Origin of the sequence: Planktothrix agardhii, from assembly GCF_904830935.1 — a bacterium.
Lineage (GTDB): Bacteria > Cyanobacteriota > Cyanobacteriia > Cyanobacteriales > Microcoleaceae > Planktothrix > Planktothrix agardhii.
The window spans coordinates 3,366,325-3,386,619 of record NZ_LR882952.1 but is presented as its reverse complement, the minus strand read 5'-3'; the positions used below and the strand labels follow the sequence as shown (position 1 = coordinate 3,386,619).

General features: G+C 38.2%; 6 protein-coding genes. All 6 read left to right on the top strand.

Annotation, left to right across the window (positions count from 1 at the left end):
* The first annotated feature begins 124 nt into the window (after window positions 1-124).
* The 6 genes from NMG88_RS15780 (at window position 125) to NMG88_RS15755 (ending at window position 20,118) form a co-directional block, all read left to right on the top strand.
* A complete protein-coding gene (locus NMG88_RS15780) occupies window positions 125-2,527 on the top strand; it encodes a substrate-binding domain-containing protein (protein WP_052369512.1) in 2,403 nt (800 codons plus the stop codon).
* A gap of 97 nt (window positions 2,528-2,624) precedes the next feature.
* Window positions 2,625-2,876: a hypothetical protein gene (locus NMG88_RS15775; RefSeq protein ID WP_026785219.1), complete on the top strand. Its 252-nt coding sequence runs from the start codon at window positions 2,625-2,627 to the stop codon at window positions 2,874-2,876.
* A 38-nt stretch (window positions 2,877-2,914) separates the two neighbouring features.
* Window positions 2,915-3,409: a phage tail protein gene (locus NMG88_RS15770; RefSeq protein WP_042154132.1), complete on the top strand. Its 495-nt coding sequence runs from the start codon at window positions 2,915-2,917 to the stop codon at window positions 3,407-3,409.
* Window positions 3,410-3,436: 27 nt separating this feature from the next.
* Window positions 3,437-17,113, top strand: a complete 13,677-nt coding sequence (locus NMG88_RS15765) for a hypothetical protein (protein ID WP_254035592.1) — start codon at window positions 3,437-3,439, stop codon at window positions 17,111-17,113.
* 77 nt (window positions 17,114-17,190) lie between these two features.
* The gene (locus tag NMG88_RS15760) at window positions 17,191-18,051 is read left to right on the top strand and encodes a CIS tube protein (RefSeq protein WP_235751471.1); all 861 of its coding nucleotides are present in this window, start codon (window positions 17,191-17,193) and stop codon (window positions 18,049-18,051) included.
* A 105-nt stretch (window positions 18,052-18,156) separates the two neighbouring features.
* Window positions 18,157-20,118 carry a VgrG-related protein gene (locus NMG88_RS15755; protein ID WP_052369514.1) on the top strand — a complete coding sequence of 654 codons (1,962 nt, stop codon included), beginning with the start codon at window positions 18,157-18,159 and terminating at the stop codon, window positions 20,116-20,118.
* Window positions 20,119-20,295: the final 177 nt, after the last annotated feature.

The following is a 20,295-nucleotide window of genomic DNA, read 5'->3' as shown; positions in this document are numbered from 1 at the left end:
CGGATTTCACGGATTTTAATCTGTGTTAATCAGCGTAATTCTATTAAATCCGTGTTCAGATTTTAATCTGTGTTAATCAGCGTCATCCGCTTAAATCCGTGATCCCCATTACCCATAATAAATCGTGACCTTACCTAAATTTAAACCAAAAGTTCCCCGCCGTAGCGTCGAAGAATTCAAAAGACAAGGAATGTGGACAATCACTGGCAGATTGAGCTATTTAACCTACGGATTGCGCTACGGACTTTATTATCTAATACCTCCTTCCCTGCGCTGGTTCTTCCCCTTAATTCAAGAAGATGTTAGGGACTTATTTAGACCGGAAACCGAAGAAGAAACCGCCGCCGAAGAAATTCCGCCATCCGTTGAAATAGAGGAAGAATTTCTATCGGGTGGTTTATCGCTTTATGAAAAATATCGCTGTCCGTTTAACAACCCTTTAAACTGTCAAGAACCTCGTGCAGCGATCGCAGATAATCCTGAACTAAAATCCTGCCCCCAATGTGGATTTCCCACCCCCTTACCCTCTCTAGGAGAAATCCAAGGAAAACGGGGACGTTATCGAATTGAACGCTTTATTAATAGTCGAGGTCAGAAGCGAATTTATACCGGGATTCAGTTACTAGAAGAACAACCCGTTATGATTCAAGAATATTTACTCCCCAAACGTTATTTTAACGAAAAAGAAGCAATTCAAACCCAAATTGCCTTTGAAAATATTAGTGGTATATCCTTAGCTGATGGTAGAATCCAAACCGGGCGGATTACAGAAGTTATAGAAGCGATTAGCGATCGCAATGATCGGGAACGATGCTATCTAGTTACTACTATTAATGATGGCATTACCGCCCGAATCTATTTAACTCGAAAAGGAGCGATGTACCCTCGTCAAATGCGTTACTTTACAAATCAAGCACTGCAAAGTTTAGAATACCTTCATGGCCAAAAATTCCGCTTACCAAACGGCCAAATTCAAGCCAGTTTTGTTCATGGCAATTTGAGCCTTGATAGTGTGTTTATTTCACCTCAAGAACAACTTTATTTTCACGATCCCCAATTTCGCGTTTATTTAGGGGATTTAGCCCTTTGGGAGAGGTTATTTGATCCACCCCCATCCGTGCGTTTAATTCCCACCGTCGCCCAAGATTTAAAAGCATTAGGTTATGTCTGTTTTTACCTGTTAGCAGGAGGTGAACGAGATTATAATGATCGCTTTTTTGACCCTAGATTAAGTCAAGATTGGGGTAAAACCGATATCGCCCTGAAGTTGTTTCTATTGCGTTTATTAGAACTCGATATCCCCTTTAGTAGTGCTACAGAAGCCCGTCGCGCCCTGTTAAACTTACCCGAAGAAAACCTCCTAGACGAGATTTATAGGGATTCTCTTCCGACCGAGGAGACCCGTAAACGCCAGAAAAAATGGTGGTGGTGGCTGTTGCTATTTTTCCTTGTAGGTTTGTTGGTAAGTGGGTTAGCCTGGTGGCTATGGCGGCGACCCGTGGCAATGGCTAAGAATAATACTCCGACTTGCTGTATTAGTGATGTGGCGGGAGTTCCAACCGGGGAATTTACCTATAGTGGGGAGGAGAATGGGATTTGGAATTATGTGTGGCGACAACCGAATTTGATCAAAAAAGATCAGACCTTAGAAGCCGAATTTGCCCAACGACGCCCTCAACTTCAGTTAGAATATCTGCCCCAACCTACAGGGGAAAAAGCGATCGCCGAAGTTCAATTAGGAAATGTTGATTTTGCCATTAGCAGTCTGACAACCAATCTTAGCAACGACCTCAAGGCGCGAACTTTTGCTTATGACGGTTTGACCGTTTACGTTCCCTTTAGTTATGAGCAACGGGAATTGTCTCTCCCCAAATATCTTAACGGCCAAATTAGCATTCAACAATTGCAACAACTCTACACCGGACGCATTACCAACTGGCAACAGTTAGGGGGGCCAGACTTACCCGTGCGACTGTATATTCCTAAGAGTCAGGAAGCGATTCGTCTTTTTGAGGATCGTGTCCTTCAAGAAGCCGAATTAATTGCACAATTTAGGAAAATGGTAGAAAGAGGCGATCGCACCTCTCGATCAGGGAATTCTGAGGGGAATATGCCTAAAATCGTACAAATGTCAACTATTCCGGCGTTGCGGACTGTTTTGCAAGAGTTTGAAAACGAACAAATAGGGGCGATCGGATTTGGGGCGATCTCTCAAGTATTTGGCCAGTGTTCAGTGTATCCTTTAGCCATCGGCGATCGCAATAACAACTTCATTCAACCCCTGATCCAAGAAAATCAGCAACCCATTGATCCGACTACGGATTTGTGCGGTCAAAAAGGCAGTTATTACCCAGATTACCAAGCCTTTCAGACAGGTAATTATCCCCTAGCCTATCCCCTAGCCGTTATTTTCAGGCGCGATAACCGTCGAGAGGCCATCGGTGATCGATTTGCCGAAATCTTAAACACCCAAGAAAGTCAGGAATTACTCAGTAAAACAGGTATTACACCTATTTTTAATCCATGAAATCCGCGAAATCCGCGATCAAGATTCGACCTTTGGTTAATACCTACCTCCACCCCGATTTTTTATACTAGATCTAATTAGCAGAGGTTCGCTTATTATGGCATTCAATCAAGACATTCCGCCGAATTGGAAACCCATCAGCGAATTAAATGCTCCTGCGGGTTACGGCGCCTCAGCTAAAATTCAAAGCAATCAGTCTGATAGCAACTCGGAAAATAATTTTGATCACCTCTGCAATATTGCGGTCGAAATCAGAAACGACCCTTTAAAAATGCGGCTATTAGCTGACCGAATTTATCAACTGATGTTAGAAGATTTACGTTGGCAAAAAGAACGTAGTAGGAATTAGGAATTACGAATTAATTATAGAGGTTGAATATCAAAATCATGCAAAGAAATTATATTACCGTTAATCGTTTCTATGTTGAAATGGAAAGCGAAGTTAAAGCCTCCTTTACTGATTGTTCAGGTTTAGGAGTTAATGTTAAAAAAGAAACCTATTTAGAAGGGGGTGTTAATGATCAACAAAGAATTATTTTAGGCCATGCTGAATTTACCGATGTCACTCTCAAACGTGGAATGACTGATGATTTAACATTCTGGACATGGATTAATTCTGTTCTAAGTGATATACCAAAAAGCCGTCGAAATGTTAATATATTGCTCTTTAATCAAGCTGGAGAAACCATGCTGTGTTGGACATTAATTGGTGCAGTTCCAATTAGTTGGAAAGCCCCTGGATTTCAATCCGACGGTAATTCAGTTGCGATTGAAGAATTAACCTTAGCCTATGAAGGTTTAAAAGTGAGAACCAACCAAGGAGGAGGTCGTGCTAGTGTTGGTTTAAGTCGAGGTAGTGTTGGGTTTTTTCCTAATAATTAGACAGGTATTTTATTGATAGCTGAGTCGATGTATAATCAACAGAATATTAATCAAAAAAGTACAGAAACACCCACAGAAGAAGACGCTCTAGGAATTAAAAATCCTCTTTTGACCCCAACGACCTTGGGACAGAACTTTTTGTCCCTACAATCAATATCACCTCTGGGCTCACGGTCAATTAACCTAATAAATTGGTCATTAATTTCTCCCAATCAAACCCTATTACAAAACTTTCAGGATAATGAAAATTGGCAGGATTCTTCAATAAGTGAATTTCGACCCTTTAGCAAAAATTCATTAACTGAAAATTCACCAATTATCGAACCACAATCTGACAAAACTTTACCATCTTCAGTCCCAATTCAACTATCATCAGAGTTACCGATACAGCAACCACCAGAAACCTCATTTATCGATTCAGAATCACCCATACCACAACCACCAGAAACCCCATCTTTTGACTCAGAATCACCCATAGGACAAACAGAAAATATTTTTCCTTTTCAGATAGATCAAAAAACACGAAGAAACTCTGTTATTCAAAATAGTAAAAGTTCTACATCTCATTTCTTTCAAAAAAAATCAGAATTTCCCAGAGAAAAAATATCCCAAGAAAATGTTAATAAACTAACAAAAAAATCAGCAGAAAATCAGGATATATCAACAACAGAAGAATCGGTTATTAATTCTATAGAAACTAATGATTTACAAACAATTAATCCTACAGATATTCCTAACCCAGAAATTCCCGTTTCAACTCTCCAAAAACAACCGGAATCAGTATCAGTAATTAATCCCACGGGTATTGTTACACCAGAAATTCCTGTTTCAACTCTCCAAAAACAACCGGATTCCACAATTGATAACATTCCCCAAACGGAATCAGTATCAGTAATTAATCCCACGGGTATTGTTACACCAGAAATTCCCGTTTCAACTCTTCAAAAACAATCGGATTCCGCATCAACAATTAATCCTACAGATATTGTTACACCAGAAATTCCCGTTTCAACTCTTCAAAAACAATCGGATTCCGCATCAACAATTAATCCTACAGATATTGTTACACCAGAAATTCCCGTTTCAACTCTCCAAAAACAATCGGATTCCGCATCAACAATTAATCCTACAGATATTGTTACACCAGAAATTCCCGTTTCAACTCTCCAAAAACAACCGGAATCAGTATCAGTAATTAATCCCACGGATATTATTAACCCAGAAATTCCTGTTTCAACTCTTCAAAAACAATCGGAATCCGTATCAACAATTAATCCTACAGATATTCCTAACCCAGAAATTCCTGTTTCAACTCTCCAAAAACAACCGGATTCCGCATCAACAATTAATCCCACTGGTATTGTTACACCAGAAATTCCCGTTTCAACTCTCCAAAAACAACCGGATTCCACAATTGATAACATTCCTCAAACTGAATCAGTATCAACAATTAATCCTACAGATATTCCTAACCCAGAAATTCCTGTTTCAACTCTCCAGAAACAACCGGAATCAGTATCAACAATTAATCCTACAGATATTATTAACCCAGAAATTCCCGTTTCAACTCTCCAAAAACAATCGGAATCAGTATCAACAATTAATCCCACGGGTATTGTTACACCAGAAATTCCTGTTTCAACTCTCCAGAAACAACCGGAATCAGTATCAGTAATTAATCCTACAGATATTGTTACACCAGAAATTCCCGTTTCAACTCTCCAAAAACAATCGGAATCAGTATCAACAATTAATCCCACGGGTATTGTTACACCAGAAATTCCTGTTTCAACTCTCCAGAAACAACCGGAATCAGTATCAGTAATTAATCCTACAGATATTGTTACACCAGAAATTCCCGTTTCAACTCTCCAAAAACAATCGGAATCAGTATCAGTAATTAATCCCACGGATATTCTTAACCCAGAAATTCCCGTTTCAACTCTCCAAAAACAATCGGAATCCGTATCAAAAATTAATCCCACGGATATTCCTAACCCAGAAATTCCTGTTTCAACTCTCCAGAAACAATCGGAATCAGTATCAAAAATTAATCCTACAGATATTCCTAACCCAGAAATTCCTGTTTCAACTCTCCAGAAACAACCGGAATCAGTATCAGTAATTAATCCTACAGATATTATTAACCCAGAAATTCCTGTTTCAACTCTCCAAAAACAACCGGATTCTGCAATTGATAACATTCCCCAAACGGAATCAGTATTAACAATTAATCCCACGGGTATTGTTACACCAGAAATTCCAGTTTCAACTCTTCAAAAACAATCGGATTCCGCATCAACAATTAATCCCACGGATATTATTAACCCAGAAATTCCTGTTTCAACTCTCCAAAAACAACCGGATTCCGCATCAACAATTAATCCCACTGGTATTGTTACACCAGAAATTCCCGTTTCAACTCTCCAAAAACAATCGGAATCAGTATCAACAATTAATCCCACGGGTATTGTTACACCAGAAATTCCTGTTTCAACTCTCCAGAAACAACCGGAATCAGTATCAGTAATTAATCCTACAGATATTGTTACACCAGAAATTCCCGTTTCAACTCTCCAAAAACAATCGGAATCAGTATCAGTAATTAATCCCACGGATATTCTTAACCCAGAAATTCCCGTTTCAACTCTCCAAAAACAATCGGAATCCGTATCAAAAATTAATCCCACGGATATTCCTAACCCAGAAATTCCTGTTTCAACTCTCCAGAAACAATCGGAATCAGTATCAAAAATTAATCCTACAGATATTCCTAACCCAGAAATTCCTGTTTCAACTCTCCAGAAACAACCGGAATCAGTATCAGTAATTAATCCTACAGATATTATTAACCCAGAAATTCCTGTTTCAACTCTCCAAAAACAACCGGATTCTGCAATTGATAACATTCCCCAAACGGAATCAGTATTAACAATTAATCCCACGGGTATTGTTACACCAGAAATTCCAGTTTCAACTCTTCAAAAACAATCGGATTCCGCATCAACAATTAATCCCACGGATATTATTAACCCAGAAATTCCTGTTTCAACTCTCCAAAAACAACCGGATTCCGCATCAACAATTAATCCCACTGGTATTGTTACACCAGAAATTCCCGTTTCAACTCTCCAAAAACAATCGGAATCAGTATCAACAATTAATCCCACGGGTATTGTTACACCAGAAATTCCTGTTTCAACTCTCCAGAAACAACCGGAATCAGTATCAGTAATTAATCCTACAGATATTGTTACACCAGAAATTCCCGTTTCAACTCTCCAAAAACAATCGGAATCAGTATCAGTAATTAATCCCACGGATATTCTTAACCCAGAAATTCCCGTTTCAACTCTCCAAAAACAATCGGAATCCGTATCAAAAATTAATCCCACGGATATTCCTAACCCAGAAATTCCTGTTTCAACTCTCCAGAAACAATCGGAATCAGTATCAAAAATTAATCCTACAGATATTCCTAACCCAGAAATTCCTGTTTCAACTCTCCAAAAACAACCGGAATCAGTATCAGTAATTAATCCCACGGATATTATTAACCCAGAAATTCCTGTTTCAACTCTTCAAAAACAATCCGATTCCGCATCAACAATTAATCCTACAGATATTGTTACACCAGAAATTCCCGTTTCAACTCTCCAAAAACAATCGGAATCCGTATCAAAAATTAATCCTACAGATATTGTTACACCAGAAATTCCCGTTTCAACTCTCCAAAAACAACCGGAATCAGTATCAGTAATTAATCCCACGGATATTATTAACCCAGAAATTCCTGTTTCAACTCTTCAAAAACAATCGGAATCCGTATCAACAATTAATCCTACAGATATTGTTACACCAGAAATTCCCGTTTCAACTCTTCAAAAACAATCGGATTCCGCATCAACAATTAATCCTACAGATATTGTTACACCAGAAATTCCCGTTTCAACTCTTCAAAAACAATCGGATTCCGCATCAACAATTAATCCTACAGATATTCCTAACCCAGAAATTCCCGTTTCAACTCTTCAAAAACAACCGGATTCCACAATTGATAACATTCCCCAAACGGAATCAGTATCAGTAATTAATCCCACGGGTATTGTTACACCAGAAATTCCCGTTTCAACTCTTCAAAAACAATCGGATTCCGCATCAACAATTAATCCTACAGATATTCCTAACCCAGAAATTCCCGTTTCAACTCTTCAAAAACAACCGGATTCCACAATTGATAACATTCCCCAAACGGAATCAGTATCAGTAATTAATCCCACGGGTATTGTTACACCAGAAATTCCCGTTTCAACTCTTCAAAAACAATCGGATTCCGCATCAACAATTAATCCTACAGATATTATTAACCCAGAAATTCCTGTTTCAACTCTCCAAAAACAATCGGATTCCGCATCAACAATTAATCCTACAGATATTCCTAACCCAGAAATTCCTGTTTCAACTCTCCAGAAACAACCGGAATCAGTATCAACAATTAATCCTACAGATATTCTTAACCCAGAAATTCCCGTTTCAACTCTCCAAAAACAATCGGAATCAGTATCAAAAATTAATCCTACAGATATTCCTAACCCAGAAATTCCCGTTTCAACTCTCCAAAAACAACCGGATTCTGCATCAACAATTAATCCTACTGGTATTGTTACACCAGAAATTCCTGTTTCAACTCTTCAAAAACAACCGGATTCCACAATTGATAACATTCCTCAAACTGAATCAGTATCAACAATTAATCCTACAGATATTGTTAACCCAGAAATTCCTGTTTCAACTCTCCAAAAACAATCGGAATCAGTATCAAAAATTAATCCTACAGATATTCCTAACCCAGAAATTCCTGTTTCAACTCTCCAAAAACAATCGGAATCAGTATCAACAATTAATCCTACAGATATTCCTAACCCAGAAATTCCTGTTTCAACTCTCCAAAAACAATCGGAATCCGTATCAACAATTAATCCTACAGATATTGTTACACCAGAAATTCCCGTTTCAACTCTTCAAAAACAATCGGATTCCGCATCAACAATTAATCCTACAGATATTCCTAACCCAGAAATTCCCGTTTCAACTCTCCAAAAACAACCGGATTCCACAATTGATAACATTCCCCAAACGGAATCAGTATCAGTAATTAATCCCACGGGTATTGTTACACCAGAAATTCCCGTTTCAACTCTTCAAAAACAATCGGATTCCGCATCAACAATTAATCCTACAGATATTATTAACCCAGAAATTCCTGTTTCAACTCTCCAAAAACAATCGGATTCCGCATCAACAATTAATCCTACAGATATTCCTAACCCAGAAATTCCTGTTTCAACTCTCCAGAAACAACCGGAATCAGTATCAACAATTAATCCCACGGGTATTGTTACACCAGAAATTCCCGTTTCAACTCTTCAAAAACAATCGGATTCCGCATCAACAATTAATCCTACAGATATTGTTACACCAGAAATTCCCGTTTCAACTCTCCAAAAACAACCGGAATCAGTATCAACAATTAATCCTACAGATATTCCTAACCCAGAAATTCCTGTTTCAACTCTCCAAAAACAATCGGAATCAGTATCAAAAATTAATCCTACAGATATTCCTAACCCAGAAATTCCTGTTTCAACTCTCCAAAAACAATCGGAATCAGTATCAAAAATTAATCCTACAGATATTCCTAACCCAGAAATTCCTGTTTCAACTCTCCAGAAACAATCGGAATCAGTATCAAAAATTAATCCTACAGATATTCCTAACCCAGAAATTCCTGTTTCAACTCTCCAGAAACAACCGGAATCAGTATCAACAATTAATCCTACAGATATTCCTAACCCAGAAATTCCTGTTTCAACTCTCCAGAAACAACCGGATTCCACAATTGATAACATTCCTCAAACTGAATCAGTATCAACAATTAATCCTACAGATATTGTTAACCCAGAAATTCCTGTTTCAACTCTCCAAAAACAATCGGATTCCACAATTGATAACATTCCTCAAACTGAATCAGTATCAGTAATTAATCCCACGAATATTATTAACCCAGAAATTCCTGTTTCAACTCTTCAAAAACAACCGGAATCAGTATCAGTAATTAATCCCACGGGTATTGTTACACCAGAAATTCCAGTTTCAACTCTTCAAAAACAACCGGAATCAGTATCAGTAATTAATCCTACAGATATTCCTAACCCAGAAATTCCTGTTTCAACTCTCCAAAAACAATCGGAATCAGTATCAGTAATTAATCCCACGGGTATTGTTAACCCAGAAATTCCTGTTTTAACTCTCCAAAAACAACCGGATTCCACAATTGATAACATTTCTCAAACTGAATCAGTATCAACAATTAATCCTACAGATATTGTTAACCCAGAAATTCCTGTTTCAACTCTCCAAAAACAACCGGAATCAGTATCAGTAATTAATCCCACGGATATTATTAACCCAGAAATTCCTGTTTCAACTCTCCAAAAACAACCGGATTCCGCATCAACAATTAATCCCACTGGTATTGTTACACCAGAAATTCCCGTTTCAACTCTCCAAAAACAACCGGATTCCACAATTGATAACATTCCCCAAACGGAATCAGTATCAGTAATTAATCCTACGGGTATTGTTACACCAGAAATTCCAGTTTCAACTCTTCAAAAACAATCGGAATCCGTATCAACAATTAATCCCACGGATATTATTAACCCAGAAATTCCTGTTTCAACTCTCCAAAAACAACCGGATTCCGCATCAACAATTAATCCCACTGGTATTGTTACACCAGAAATTCCCGTTTCAACTCTCCAAAAACAACCGGATTCCACAATTGATAAGATTCCCCAAACTGAATCCGTATCAGTAATTAATCCCACGGGTATTGTTACACCAGAAATTCCCGTTTCAACTCTTCAAAAACAACCGGAATCAGTATCAGTAATTAATCCTACAGATATTGTTACACCAGAAATTCCCGTTTCAACTCTCCAAAAACAATCGGATTCCGCATCAACAATTAATCCTACAGATATTCCTAACCCAGAAATTCCTGTTTCAACTCTCCAGAAACAACCGGAATCAGTATCAACAATTAATCCTACAGATATTCCTAACCCAGAAATTCCCGTTTCAACTCTTCAAAAACAACCGGAATCAGTATCAGTAATTAATCCTACAGATATTGTTACACCAGAAATTCCCGTTTCAACTCTCCAAAAACAATCGGATTCCGCATCAACAATTAATCCTACAGATATTCCTAACCCAGAAATTCCCGTTTCAACTCTTCAAAAACAACCGGAATCAGTATCAGTAATTAATCCTACAGATATTGTTACACCAGAAATTCCCGTTTCAACTCTCCAAAAACAATCGGATTCCGCATCAACAATTAATCCTACAGATATTCCTAACCCAGAAATTCCTGTTTCAACTCTCCAGAAACAACCGGAATCAGTATCAACAATTAATCCTACAGATATTCCTAACCCAGAAATTCCTGTTTCAACTCTCCAGAAACAACCGGAATCAGTATCAACAATTAATCCTACAGATATTCCTAACCCAGAAATTCCTGTTTCAACTCTCCAAAAACAATCGGAATCAGTATCAAAAATTAATCCTACAGATATTCCTAACCCAGAAATTCCTGTTTCAACTCTCCAGAAACAACCGGAATCAGTATCAGTAATTAATCCTACAGATATTGTTACACCAGAAATTCCTGTTTCAACTCTCCAAAAACAATCGGAATCAGTATCAGTAATTAATCCTACAGATATTATTAACCCAGAAATTCCTGTTTCAACTCTTCAAAAACAACCGGATTCCACAATTGATAACATTCCTCAAACTGAATCAGTATCAACAATTAATCCTACAGATATTGTTAACCCAGAAATTCCTGTTTCAACTCTCCAAAAACAATCGGAATCAGTATCAAAAATTAATCCTACAGATATTCCTAACCCAGAAATTCCTGTTTCAACTCTCCAGAAACAACCGGAATCAGTATCAACAATTAATCCTACAGATATTCTTAACCCAGAAATTCCTGTTTCAACTCTCCAGAAACAACCGGATTCTGCATCAACAATTAATCCTACAGATATTATTAACCCAGAAATTCCCGTTTCAACTCTTCAAAAACAATCGGATTCCGCATCAACAATTAATCCCACGGGTATTGTTACACCAGAAATTCCTGTTTCAACTCTCCAAAAACAACCGGAATCAGTATCAGTAATTAATCCCACGGATATTCTTAACCCAGAAATTCCCGTTTCAACTCTCCAAAAACAATCGGAATCAGTATCAACAATTAATCCCACGGATATTGTTACACCAGAAATTCCCGTTTCAACTCTCCAGAAACAACCGGAATCAGTATCAGTAATTAATCCCACGGATATTATTAACCCAGAAATTCCCGTTTCAACTCTCCAAAAACAACCGGAATCAGTATCAGTAATTAATCCCACGGGTATTGTTACACCAGAAATTCCCGTTTCAACTCTCCAAAAACAACCGGATTCCACAATTGATAACATTCCTCAAACGGAATCAGTATCAGTAATTAATCCCACGGGTATTGTTACACCAGAAATTCCCGTTTCAACTCTCAAAAAACAACCGGAATCAGTATCAGTAATTAATCCCACGAATATTATTAACCCAGAAATTCCTGTTTCAACTCTCCAAAAACAATCGGAATCCGTATCAGTAATTAATCCCACGAATATTATTAACCCAGAAATTCCTGTTTCAACTCTCCAGAAACAACCGGATTCTGCAATTGATAACATTCCCCAAACGGAATCAGTATCAACAATTAATCCCACGGGTATTATTAACCCAGAAATTCCCGTTTCAACTCTCAAAAAACAACCGGAATCAGTATCAGTAATTAATCCCACGGATATTCTTAACCCAGAAATTCCCGTTTCAACTCTCCAAAAACAACCGGAATCAGTATCAGTAATTAATCCCACGGATATTCTTAACCCAGAAATTCCCGTTTCAACTCTCCAAAAACAACCGGAATCAGTATCAGTAATTAATCCCACGGATATTATTAACCCAGAAATTCCTGTTTCAACTCTTCAAAAACAATCGGATTCCGCATCAACAATTAATCCCACGGATATTCTTAACCCAGAAATTCCCGTTTCAACTCTCCAAAAACAACCGGAATCAGTATCAGTAATTAATCCCACGGATATTATTAACCCAGAAATTCCTGTTTCAACTCTTCAAAAACAATCGGAATCCGTATCAACAATTAATCCTACAGATATTCCTAACCCAGAAATTCCTGTTTCAACTCTCCAGAAACAACCGGAATCAGTATCAGTAATTAATCCTACAGATATTGTTACACCAGAAATTCCTGTTTCAACTCTCCAGAAACAACCGGAATCAGTATCAGTAATTAATCCTACAGATATTATTAACCCAGAAATTCCCGTTTCAACTCTCCAGAAACAACCGGAATCAGTATCAGTAATTAATCCTACAGATATTATTAACCCAGAAATTCCCGTTTCAACTCTTCAAAAACAACCGGAATCAGTATCAGTAATTAATCCTACAGATATTGTTACACCAGAAATTCCCGTTTCAACTCTTCAAAAACAACCGGAATCCTTATCAGTAATTAATCCCACGAATATTATTAACCCAGAAATTCCTGTTTCAACTCTCCAAAAACAATCGGAATCAGTATCAGTAATTAATCCCACGGGTATTGTTACACCAGAAATTCCCGTTTCAACTCTCCAAAAACAACCGGAATCCGTATCAAAAATTAATCCCACGGATATTCCTAACCCAGAAATTCCCGTTTCAACTCTCCAAAAACAACCGGAATCAGTATCAGTAATTAATCCCACGGATATTATTAACCCAGAAATTCCAGTTTCAACTCTTCAAAAACAATCGGAATCCGTATCAACAATTAATCCTACAGATATTGTTACACCAGAAATTCCCGTTTCAACTCTTCAAAAACAATCGGATTCCGCATCAACAATTAATCCCACGGATATTATTAACCCAGAAATTCCTGTTTCAACTCTCCAGAAACAACCGGAATCAGTATCAGTAATTAATCCTACAGATATTATTAACCCAGAAATTCCCGTTTCAACTCTTCAAAAACAACCGGATTCCACAATTGATAACATTCCCCAAACGGAATCAGTATCAGTAATTAATCCTACGGGTATTGTTACACCAGAAATTCCAGTTTCAACTCTTCAAAAACAATCGGATTCCGCATCAACAATTAATCCCACGGATATTATTAACCCAGAAATTCCTGTTTCAACTCTTCAAAAACAATCGGAATCCGTATCAACAATTAATCCTACAGATATTGTTACACCAGAAATTCCCGTTTCAACTCTCCAGAAACAACCGGAATCAGTATCAGTAATTAATCCTACAGATATTATTAACCCAGAAATTCCCGTTTCAACTCTTCAAAAACAACCGGATTCCACAATTGATAACATTCCCCAAACGGAATCAGTATCAGTAATTAATCCTACGGGTATTGTTACACCAGAAATTCCAGTTTCAACTCTTCAAAAACAATCGGATTCCGCATCAACAATTAATCCCACGGATATTATTAACCCAGAAATTCCTGTTTCAACTCTCCAGAAACAACCGGAATCAGTATCAGTAATTAATCCTACAGATATTATTAACCCAGAAATTCCCGTTTCAACTCTCCAAAAACAACCGGATTCCACAATTGATAACATTCCCCAAACGGAATCAGTATCAGTAATTAATCCCACGGGTATTGTTACACCAGAAATTCCAGTTTCAACTCTTCAAAAACAATCGGAATCCGTATCAACAATTAATCCTACAGATATTGTTACACCAGAAATTCCCGTTTCAACTCTCCAGAAACAACCGGAATCAGTATCAGTAATTAATCCTACAGATATTATTAACCCAGAAATTCCCGTTTCAACTCTTCAAAAACAATCGGAATCAGTATCAGTAATTAATCCCACAGGTATTGTTACACCAGAAATTCCCGTTTCAACTCTCCAGAAACAACCGGAATCAGTATCAGTAATTAATCCTACAGATATTATTAACCCAGAAATTCCCGTTTCAACTCTTCAAAAACAACCGGAATCAGTATCAGTAATTAATCCTACAGATATTGTTACACCAGAAATTCCCGTTTCAACTCTTCAAAAACAACCGGAATCCTTATCAGTAATTAATCCCACGAATATTATTAACCCAGAAATTCCCGTTTCAACTCTTCAAAAACAATCGGATTCCGCATCAACAATTAATCCCACGGATATTATTAACCCAGAAATTCCCGTTTCAACTCTCCAAAAACAACCGGAATCCGTATCAAAAATTAATCCCACGGATATTCCTAACCCAGAAATTCCCGTTTCAACTCTCCAAAAACAACCGGAATCAGTATCAGTAATTAATCCCACGGATATTATTAACCCAGAAATTCCAGTTTCAACTCTTCAAAAACAATCGGAATCCGTATCAACAATTAATCCTACAGATATTGTTACACCAGAAATTCCCGTTTCAACTCTTCAAAAACAATCGGATTCCGCATCAACAATTAATCCCACGGATATTATTAACCCAGAAATTCCTGTTTCAACTCTCCAGAAACAACCGGAATCAGTATCAGTAATTAATCCTACAGATATTATTAACCCAGAAATTCCCGTTTCAACTCTCCAAAAACAATCGGAATCCGTATCAAAAATTAATCCTACAGATATTCCTAACCCAGAAATTCCTGTTTCAACTCTCCAAAAACAATCGGAATCAGTATCAACGATTAATCCTACAGATATTGTTACACCAGAAATTCCCGTTTCAACTCTCCAAAAACAATCGGAATCAGTATCAACAATTAATCCTACAGATATTCCTAACCCAGAAATTCCTGTTTCAACTCTCCAGAAACAACCGGAATCAGTATCAACAATTAATCCTACAGATATTCCTAACCCAGAAATTCCTGTTTCAACTCTCCAGAAACAACCGGAATCAGTATCAGTAATTAATCCTACAGATATTGTTACACCAGAAATTCCCGTTTCAACTCTCCAAAAACAACCGGAATCAGTATCAACAATTAATCCTACAGATATTGTTACACCAGAAATTCCAGTTTCAACTCTCCAAAAACAACCGGATTCCACAATTGATAACATTCCTCAAACTGAATCAGTATCAAAAATTAATCCTACAGATATTCCTAACCCAGAAATTCCTGTTTCAACTCTCCAGAAACAACCGGAATCAGTATCAACAATTAATCCTACAGATATTCCTAACCCAGAAATTCCTGTTTCAACTCTCCAGAAACAACCGGATTCTGCAATTGATAACATTCCCCAAACGGAATCAGTATCAACAATTAATCCCACGGATATTCTTAACCCAGAAATTCCCGTTTCAACTCTCCAGAAACAACCGGATTCTGCAATTGATAACATTCCCCAAACGGAATCAGTATCAACAATTAATCCCACGGGTATTGTTACACCAGAAATTCCAGTTTCAACTCTCCAAAAACAATCGGATTCTGCATCAACAATTAATCCTACAGATATTATTAACCCAGAAATTCCCGTTTCAACTCTTCAAAAACAACCGGATTCCGCATCAACAATTAATCCCACGGGTATTGTTACACCAGAAATCCCGGTTTCTGATATCCAAAAACAATCGGATTCCACCGTTGATAACCTTCCCCAAACTGAATCAGTATCAACAATTAATCCCACGGGTATTGTTACACCAGAAATCCCGGTTTCTGATATCCAAAAACAAACGGAAAGTCAAACTGTTGCACAATTGTTAAGACAACCTGGTGCTATTCCTCAACTTCCTCAAGTATTAGAAAATATTACCCATAGCAAACCTTTAGGTATTTCCAAATCTTTAATTCAACCATCTAAATTGATCTCAGAAACTTCCTTTCTTCAAACTAATCCTATGCTATCAAAAGATGAACATGAAAATGTTTTAGATAATCTGGATCAGTTTGCTTCTCCTTCAACGATTAATATAGAGCCAAAATCTGAGCCGAATTTTAACAATGAATCATCAAAACAAGGTATAATGATTCAACAGCAAGAAAGCGATTTTTCAACCTCAGATGTTCCTGATTCTTGGTCAAGTATTGAAGAATTGCTCGGTGAAAGCAACTCAACGCCAAGTAAGCCAACTGTTGTGCAAGCTTTCTTCAAAAAAGAAGGGCGACAAGCGAAGCACCGTAAACACCAGCATCAGACATTGGACTTCCCTGCTGGGATGCTGTTACCCCCTGGAATTTCTAGTGGTGTTGCGGGAATTCACAATTTAGATTTACAACAGCAGCCAACTTCTGTGAAGGTACTAATGGAAAAAACAATCCAAACTAGAATACAACAGGAGCAAAAAACTGCTAGTCGTAAAGCTGAACCTGTTGAAACTCTTACTCGCTCAAATTTAGGACTAGAATATCATCAGTCTTCATCAGCAAGTGTAGCACAAAAGGAGGAAACAAAACAGGCAGAAACTAAAACAGATCAAGTTGAAGTTTTAGCTAGAGAAATTTATGGTCTTGTCCGACAACGTTTTGAAATAGAAAGGGAGCGACAGGGTTCATCTTATGATCGTCGATTATTTTAAGTATGATTTTGGCTCAAAAAGTTCTTAATAAATTTTTTGATGCTATCAACAAATAGGACATAGAATAGGAGAAAAACATGGCTGAATCAAGTTCATCAGGATCACCAGCAGCAGCAGTTCTTTCAACATTGCAAACAGCGTTGAAAAATGCTATGCTCGAAGCGGCCGATATAAAAATTTTAGAAGCTGCCGCAGCAGAGGATCTGGCAAGAGATCGGCAGTTTATATTAGAAGAAGATAGTAACAAAACTCTAGCTCAGCAAAGTTACAAAGCGCAACAAAGGGATCAACGGTTAGTCAAAGCTGCTCTAATACCGAGAACGGGTGAAGCAGCTTCTCCGATTTACTTTATGTTCAATCCAACTGATTTGAGTTTAAGCCGATCTGTTACCATTAAAACAATGGATGGATCGAGAACACAAAGGGGCTTACCGAAAGTTAACTTTGGCTCTATTGAAGCTTATAAACTTACCTTATCTGGGATTTTATTTGATACCTATGAAACGGGTGCGAGTGTTTTTGATAGTATTAAACCCCTATTGGATGCAGTGGATTTTTCTAAATTTAAAGATCCTTTTGCGAAGCCCACAACTCGTGGGGGATACCAAGAAAGGCTGGTTAAATTAAGTTCATCGGAAACAGCAATGCAATCCTTTGTAGGATCGGTCGGGGGAAAAAATGTCTTGGGTTATAGAGAATTTGGTTCAGAAAAGGTCGGTAGTCAGACATTGGAAACAAGACGACCTCCTGTTTTTTATTTTATTTGGGGTGAAAAGAATTATATGTGTTGTATGATTAAACAATTAGACTATAAATTAACCATGTTTTTACCCAATGGAACACCCGTGCGAGCTATGGTTAACATTACTTTAGAAGAAGTTGATTTAGGGGTGGCAAGTAGAGCCTTCAGCGAGCGCCAAAAATTTGTGGTGACATAATCACTTTTAGTTAGGGAACACCGGAACACCGGAACACCGGAATAGGGATGAAAGACTGATAACTGATAACTGATGACTGATAACTGATTATTAGTGGGTTGTTTTATGAGTTCACAAGCAACGGATTATGTCTCGACTCCTATTATTACAGTTGATGGAGTTGATCCAGACTTAATGAATGATTTTAGGCGGGATATTCTGCAAATTTCTGTAGAAGAAAGTTTGCATTTACCCGCTATGTTTACCGTAGTTATTAATAATCCCTATGCTGCCACTGATCAAGAAACAAAAACCTGGAAGTATGATCAGGACATTATCCAAATTGGTAAAGTTATTAAAATTGGTTTTATTCCCAGTACGAATTCTGATTCTGAACAACCCAATAATCAGCCAACCTATTTAATTGATGGGGAAATTACAGCAATTGAAACTCATTTCTCAGGACAAACTCAAGCTCCTATTGTAATTCGGGGTTATGACATTTCCCATCGCTTACATCGAGGACTTTATATTCGATCTTTTCAAGATTATACTGATTCGGATATTGTCAAAAAAATCGCCGAAGAAGTGGGAATTGAAACCCATACAATTGACTCTAGTGGGGAAAAACATGAATATGTGTTTCAAGAAAATCAAACCAATATGGCATTTCTGCGGGAACGAGCCGCCCGCATTGGGTTTGAATTGTTTGTCCAAGATGGTAAACTGAATTTTCGCAATCCTCAGATTAATGAGATTTTACAGTTAGTTTGGCTGGCTGATTTTACCAGTTTTCGTGTTCGTTTAACCAGTGCTGAACAAGTGAAAGCGGTGGAAGTACGGAGTTGGGACTATGAAAGAAAGGAGCCCATCGTTGCCCGTATTCCCAAAGAAACCAGTCAATTAACTACTTCTGAGATTCTGACTCGTACCGAATACGGAAAAGGCAGGGACTATAGCCAAAAGTTCGGGTTGAACCCTTCTGAACCTAAGCTATTAGTTGTGGATCAACCCACTGCTACCATTAAAGAAGCAGAAGTGATGGCACAGGCACTTTTTAATGAGTTAGAAGGGGACTTTATCTATGCCGATACCCGGGGACAGGGCAACCCCCGCATCCGACCGGGGAAAGTTGTAGAACTAGATAGAATGGGTCGTTATAGTGGCAGTTATTACGTTACAGAAAGTCGCCATCTATTTTATGAGGGAATTTACACAACGGAATTTAGTGTGCGGGGACTCCGGGGAGACAACTTGCTGCAAACCCTTTCCCCAAGTACACGCCTCAGACCTGGACAGACCCATCTGGTGGGTATTGTCACAGATAACAAAGATCCCAAGGGTTGGGGACGGGTGCGGGTGAAATTTCCGACCCTGACCCCGGAACAAGATAGTACCGCCCATGCGAGTTACTGGGCGAGGGTTGTGGGGGTGGGGGCTGGCCCAGATCGTGGGTTCGACTGTTTACCGGAAATTAATGATGAGGTGTTGGTTGCCTTTGAACATGGAGACATTCATCGCCCCTATATTATTGGTGGGGTTTGGAATGGCAAAGATCAGCCCCCCGCCAATATTGAAGACTCGGTTGACAAGGGGAAAGTCCGCTTAAGAACATTTAAAACTCGTACCCAGCACACTTTACAATTTGTGGAAGAAGATAAAGATGGGACGGCGGCGGGTATTTATATTCAAACCAGTCAGGGCCATCAAATTCGCCTCAATGATAGTAATGGGTCAATTGAGGTGAGGACTAAGGCGGGACAGTCAATTCGTTTAGATGATCAGGGGGGTATTACTATTGAGTCAAAGGGAAATATTCAGCTACAACCGGGAACGGGACAGGTATTAGTATCGGGCAATGTTTTAGCGACACAATTCCTAATGGGTACAACGGTTAATAGTATTAATGTTGGAGAAACCTTAACTAATTTGCAACAGCAAATTCAGCAAAATACTAACAGTGATCTCTCTCGTGCTCAAGAAATGGCTCAACTTAAGGAGCAGGTTCAACAAAATATCACCACTGATATTCAGCAAGCTCAAACCTTAAGCGACCTGCGAGAAAAAATCAAAGAACCCAGCAATTAGAAATCGTGGCTACACAGACAAAACCCACCTTCGTGGGTTTAAGAAAAAATTAAAGAACCAAGCAATTAGAAATCGTGGCTACACAGACAAAACCCACCTTCGTGGGTTTAAGACCTGAATTTTCTCTTAGTCCACGCAGGTGGACTTAGTTTGTATAACCCGCCGTTTCAACGGCTG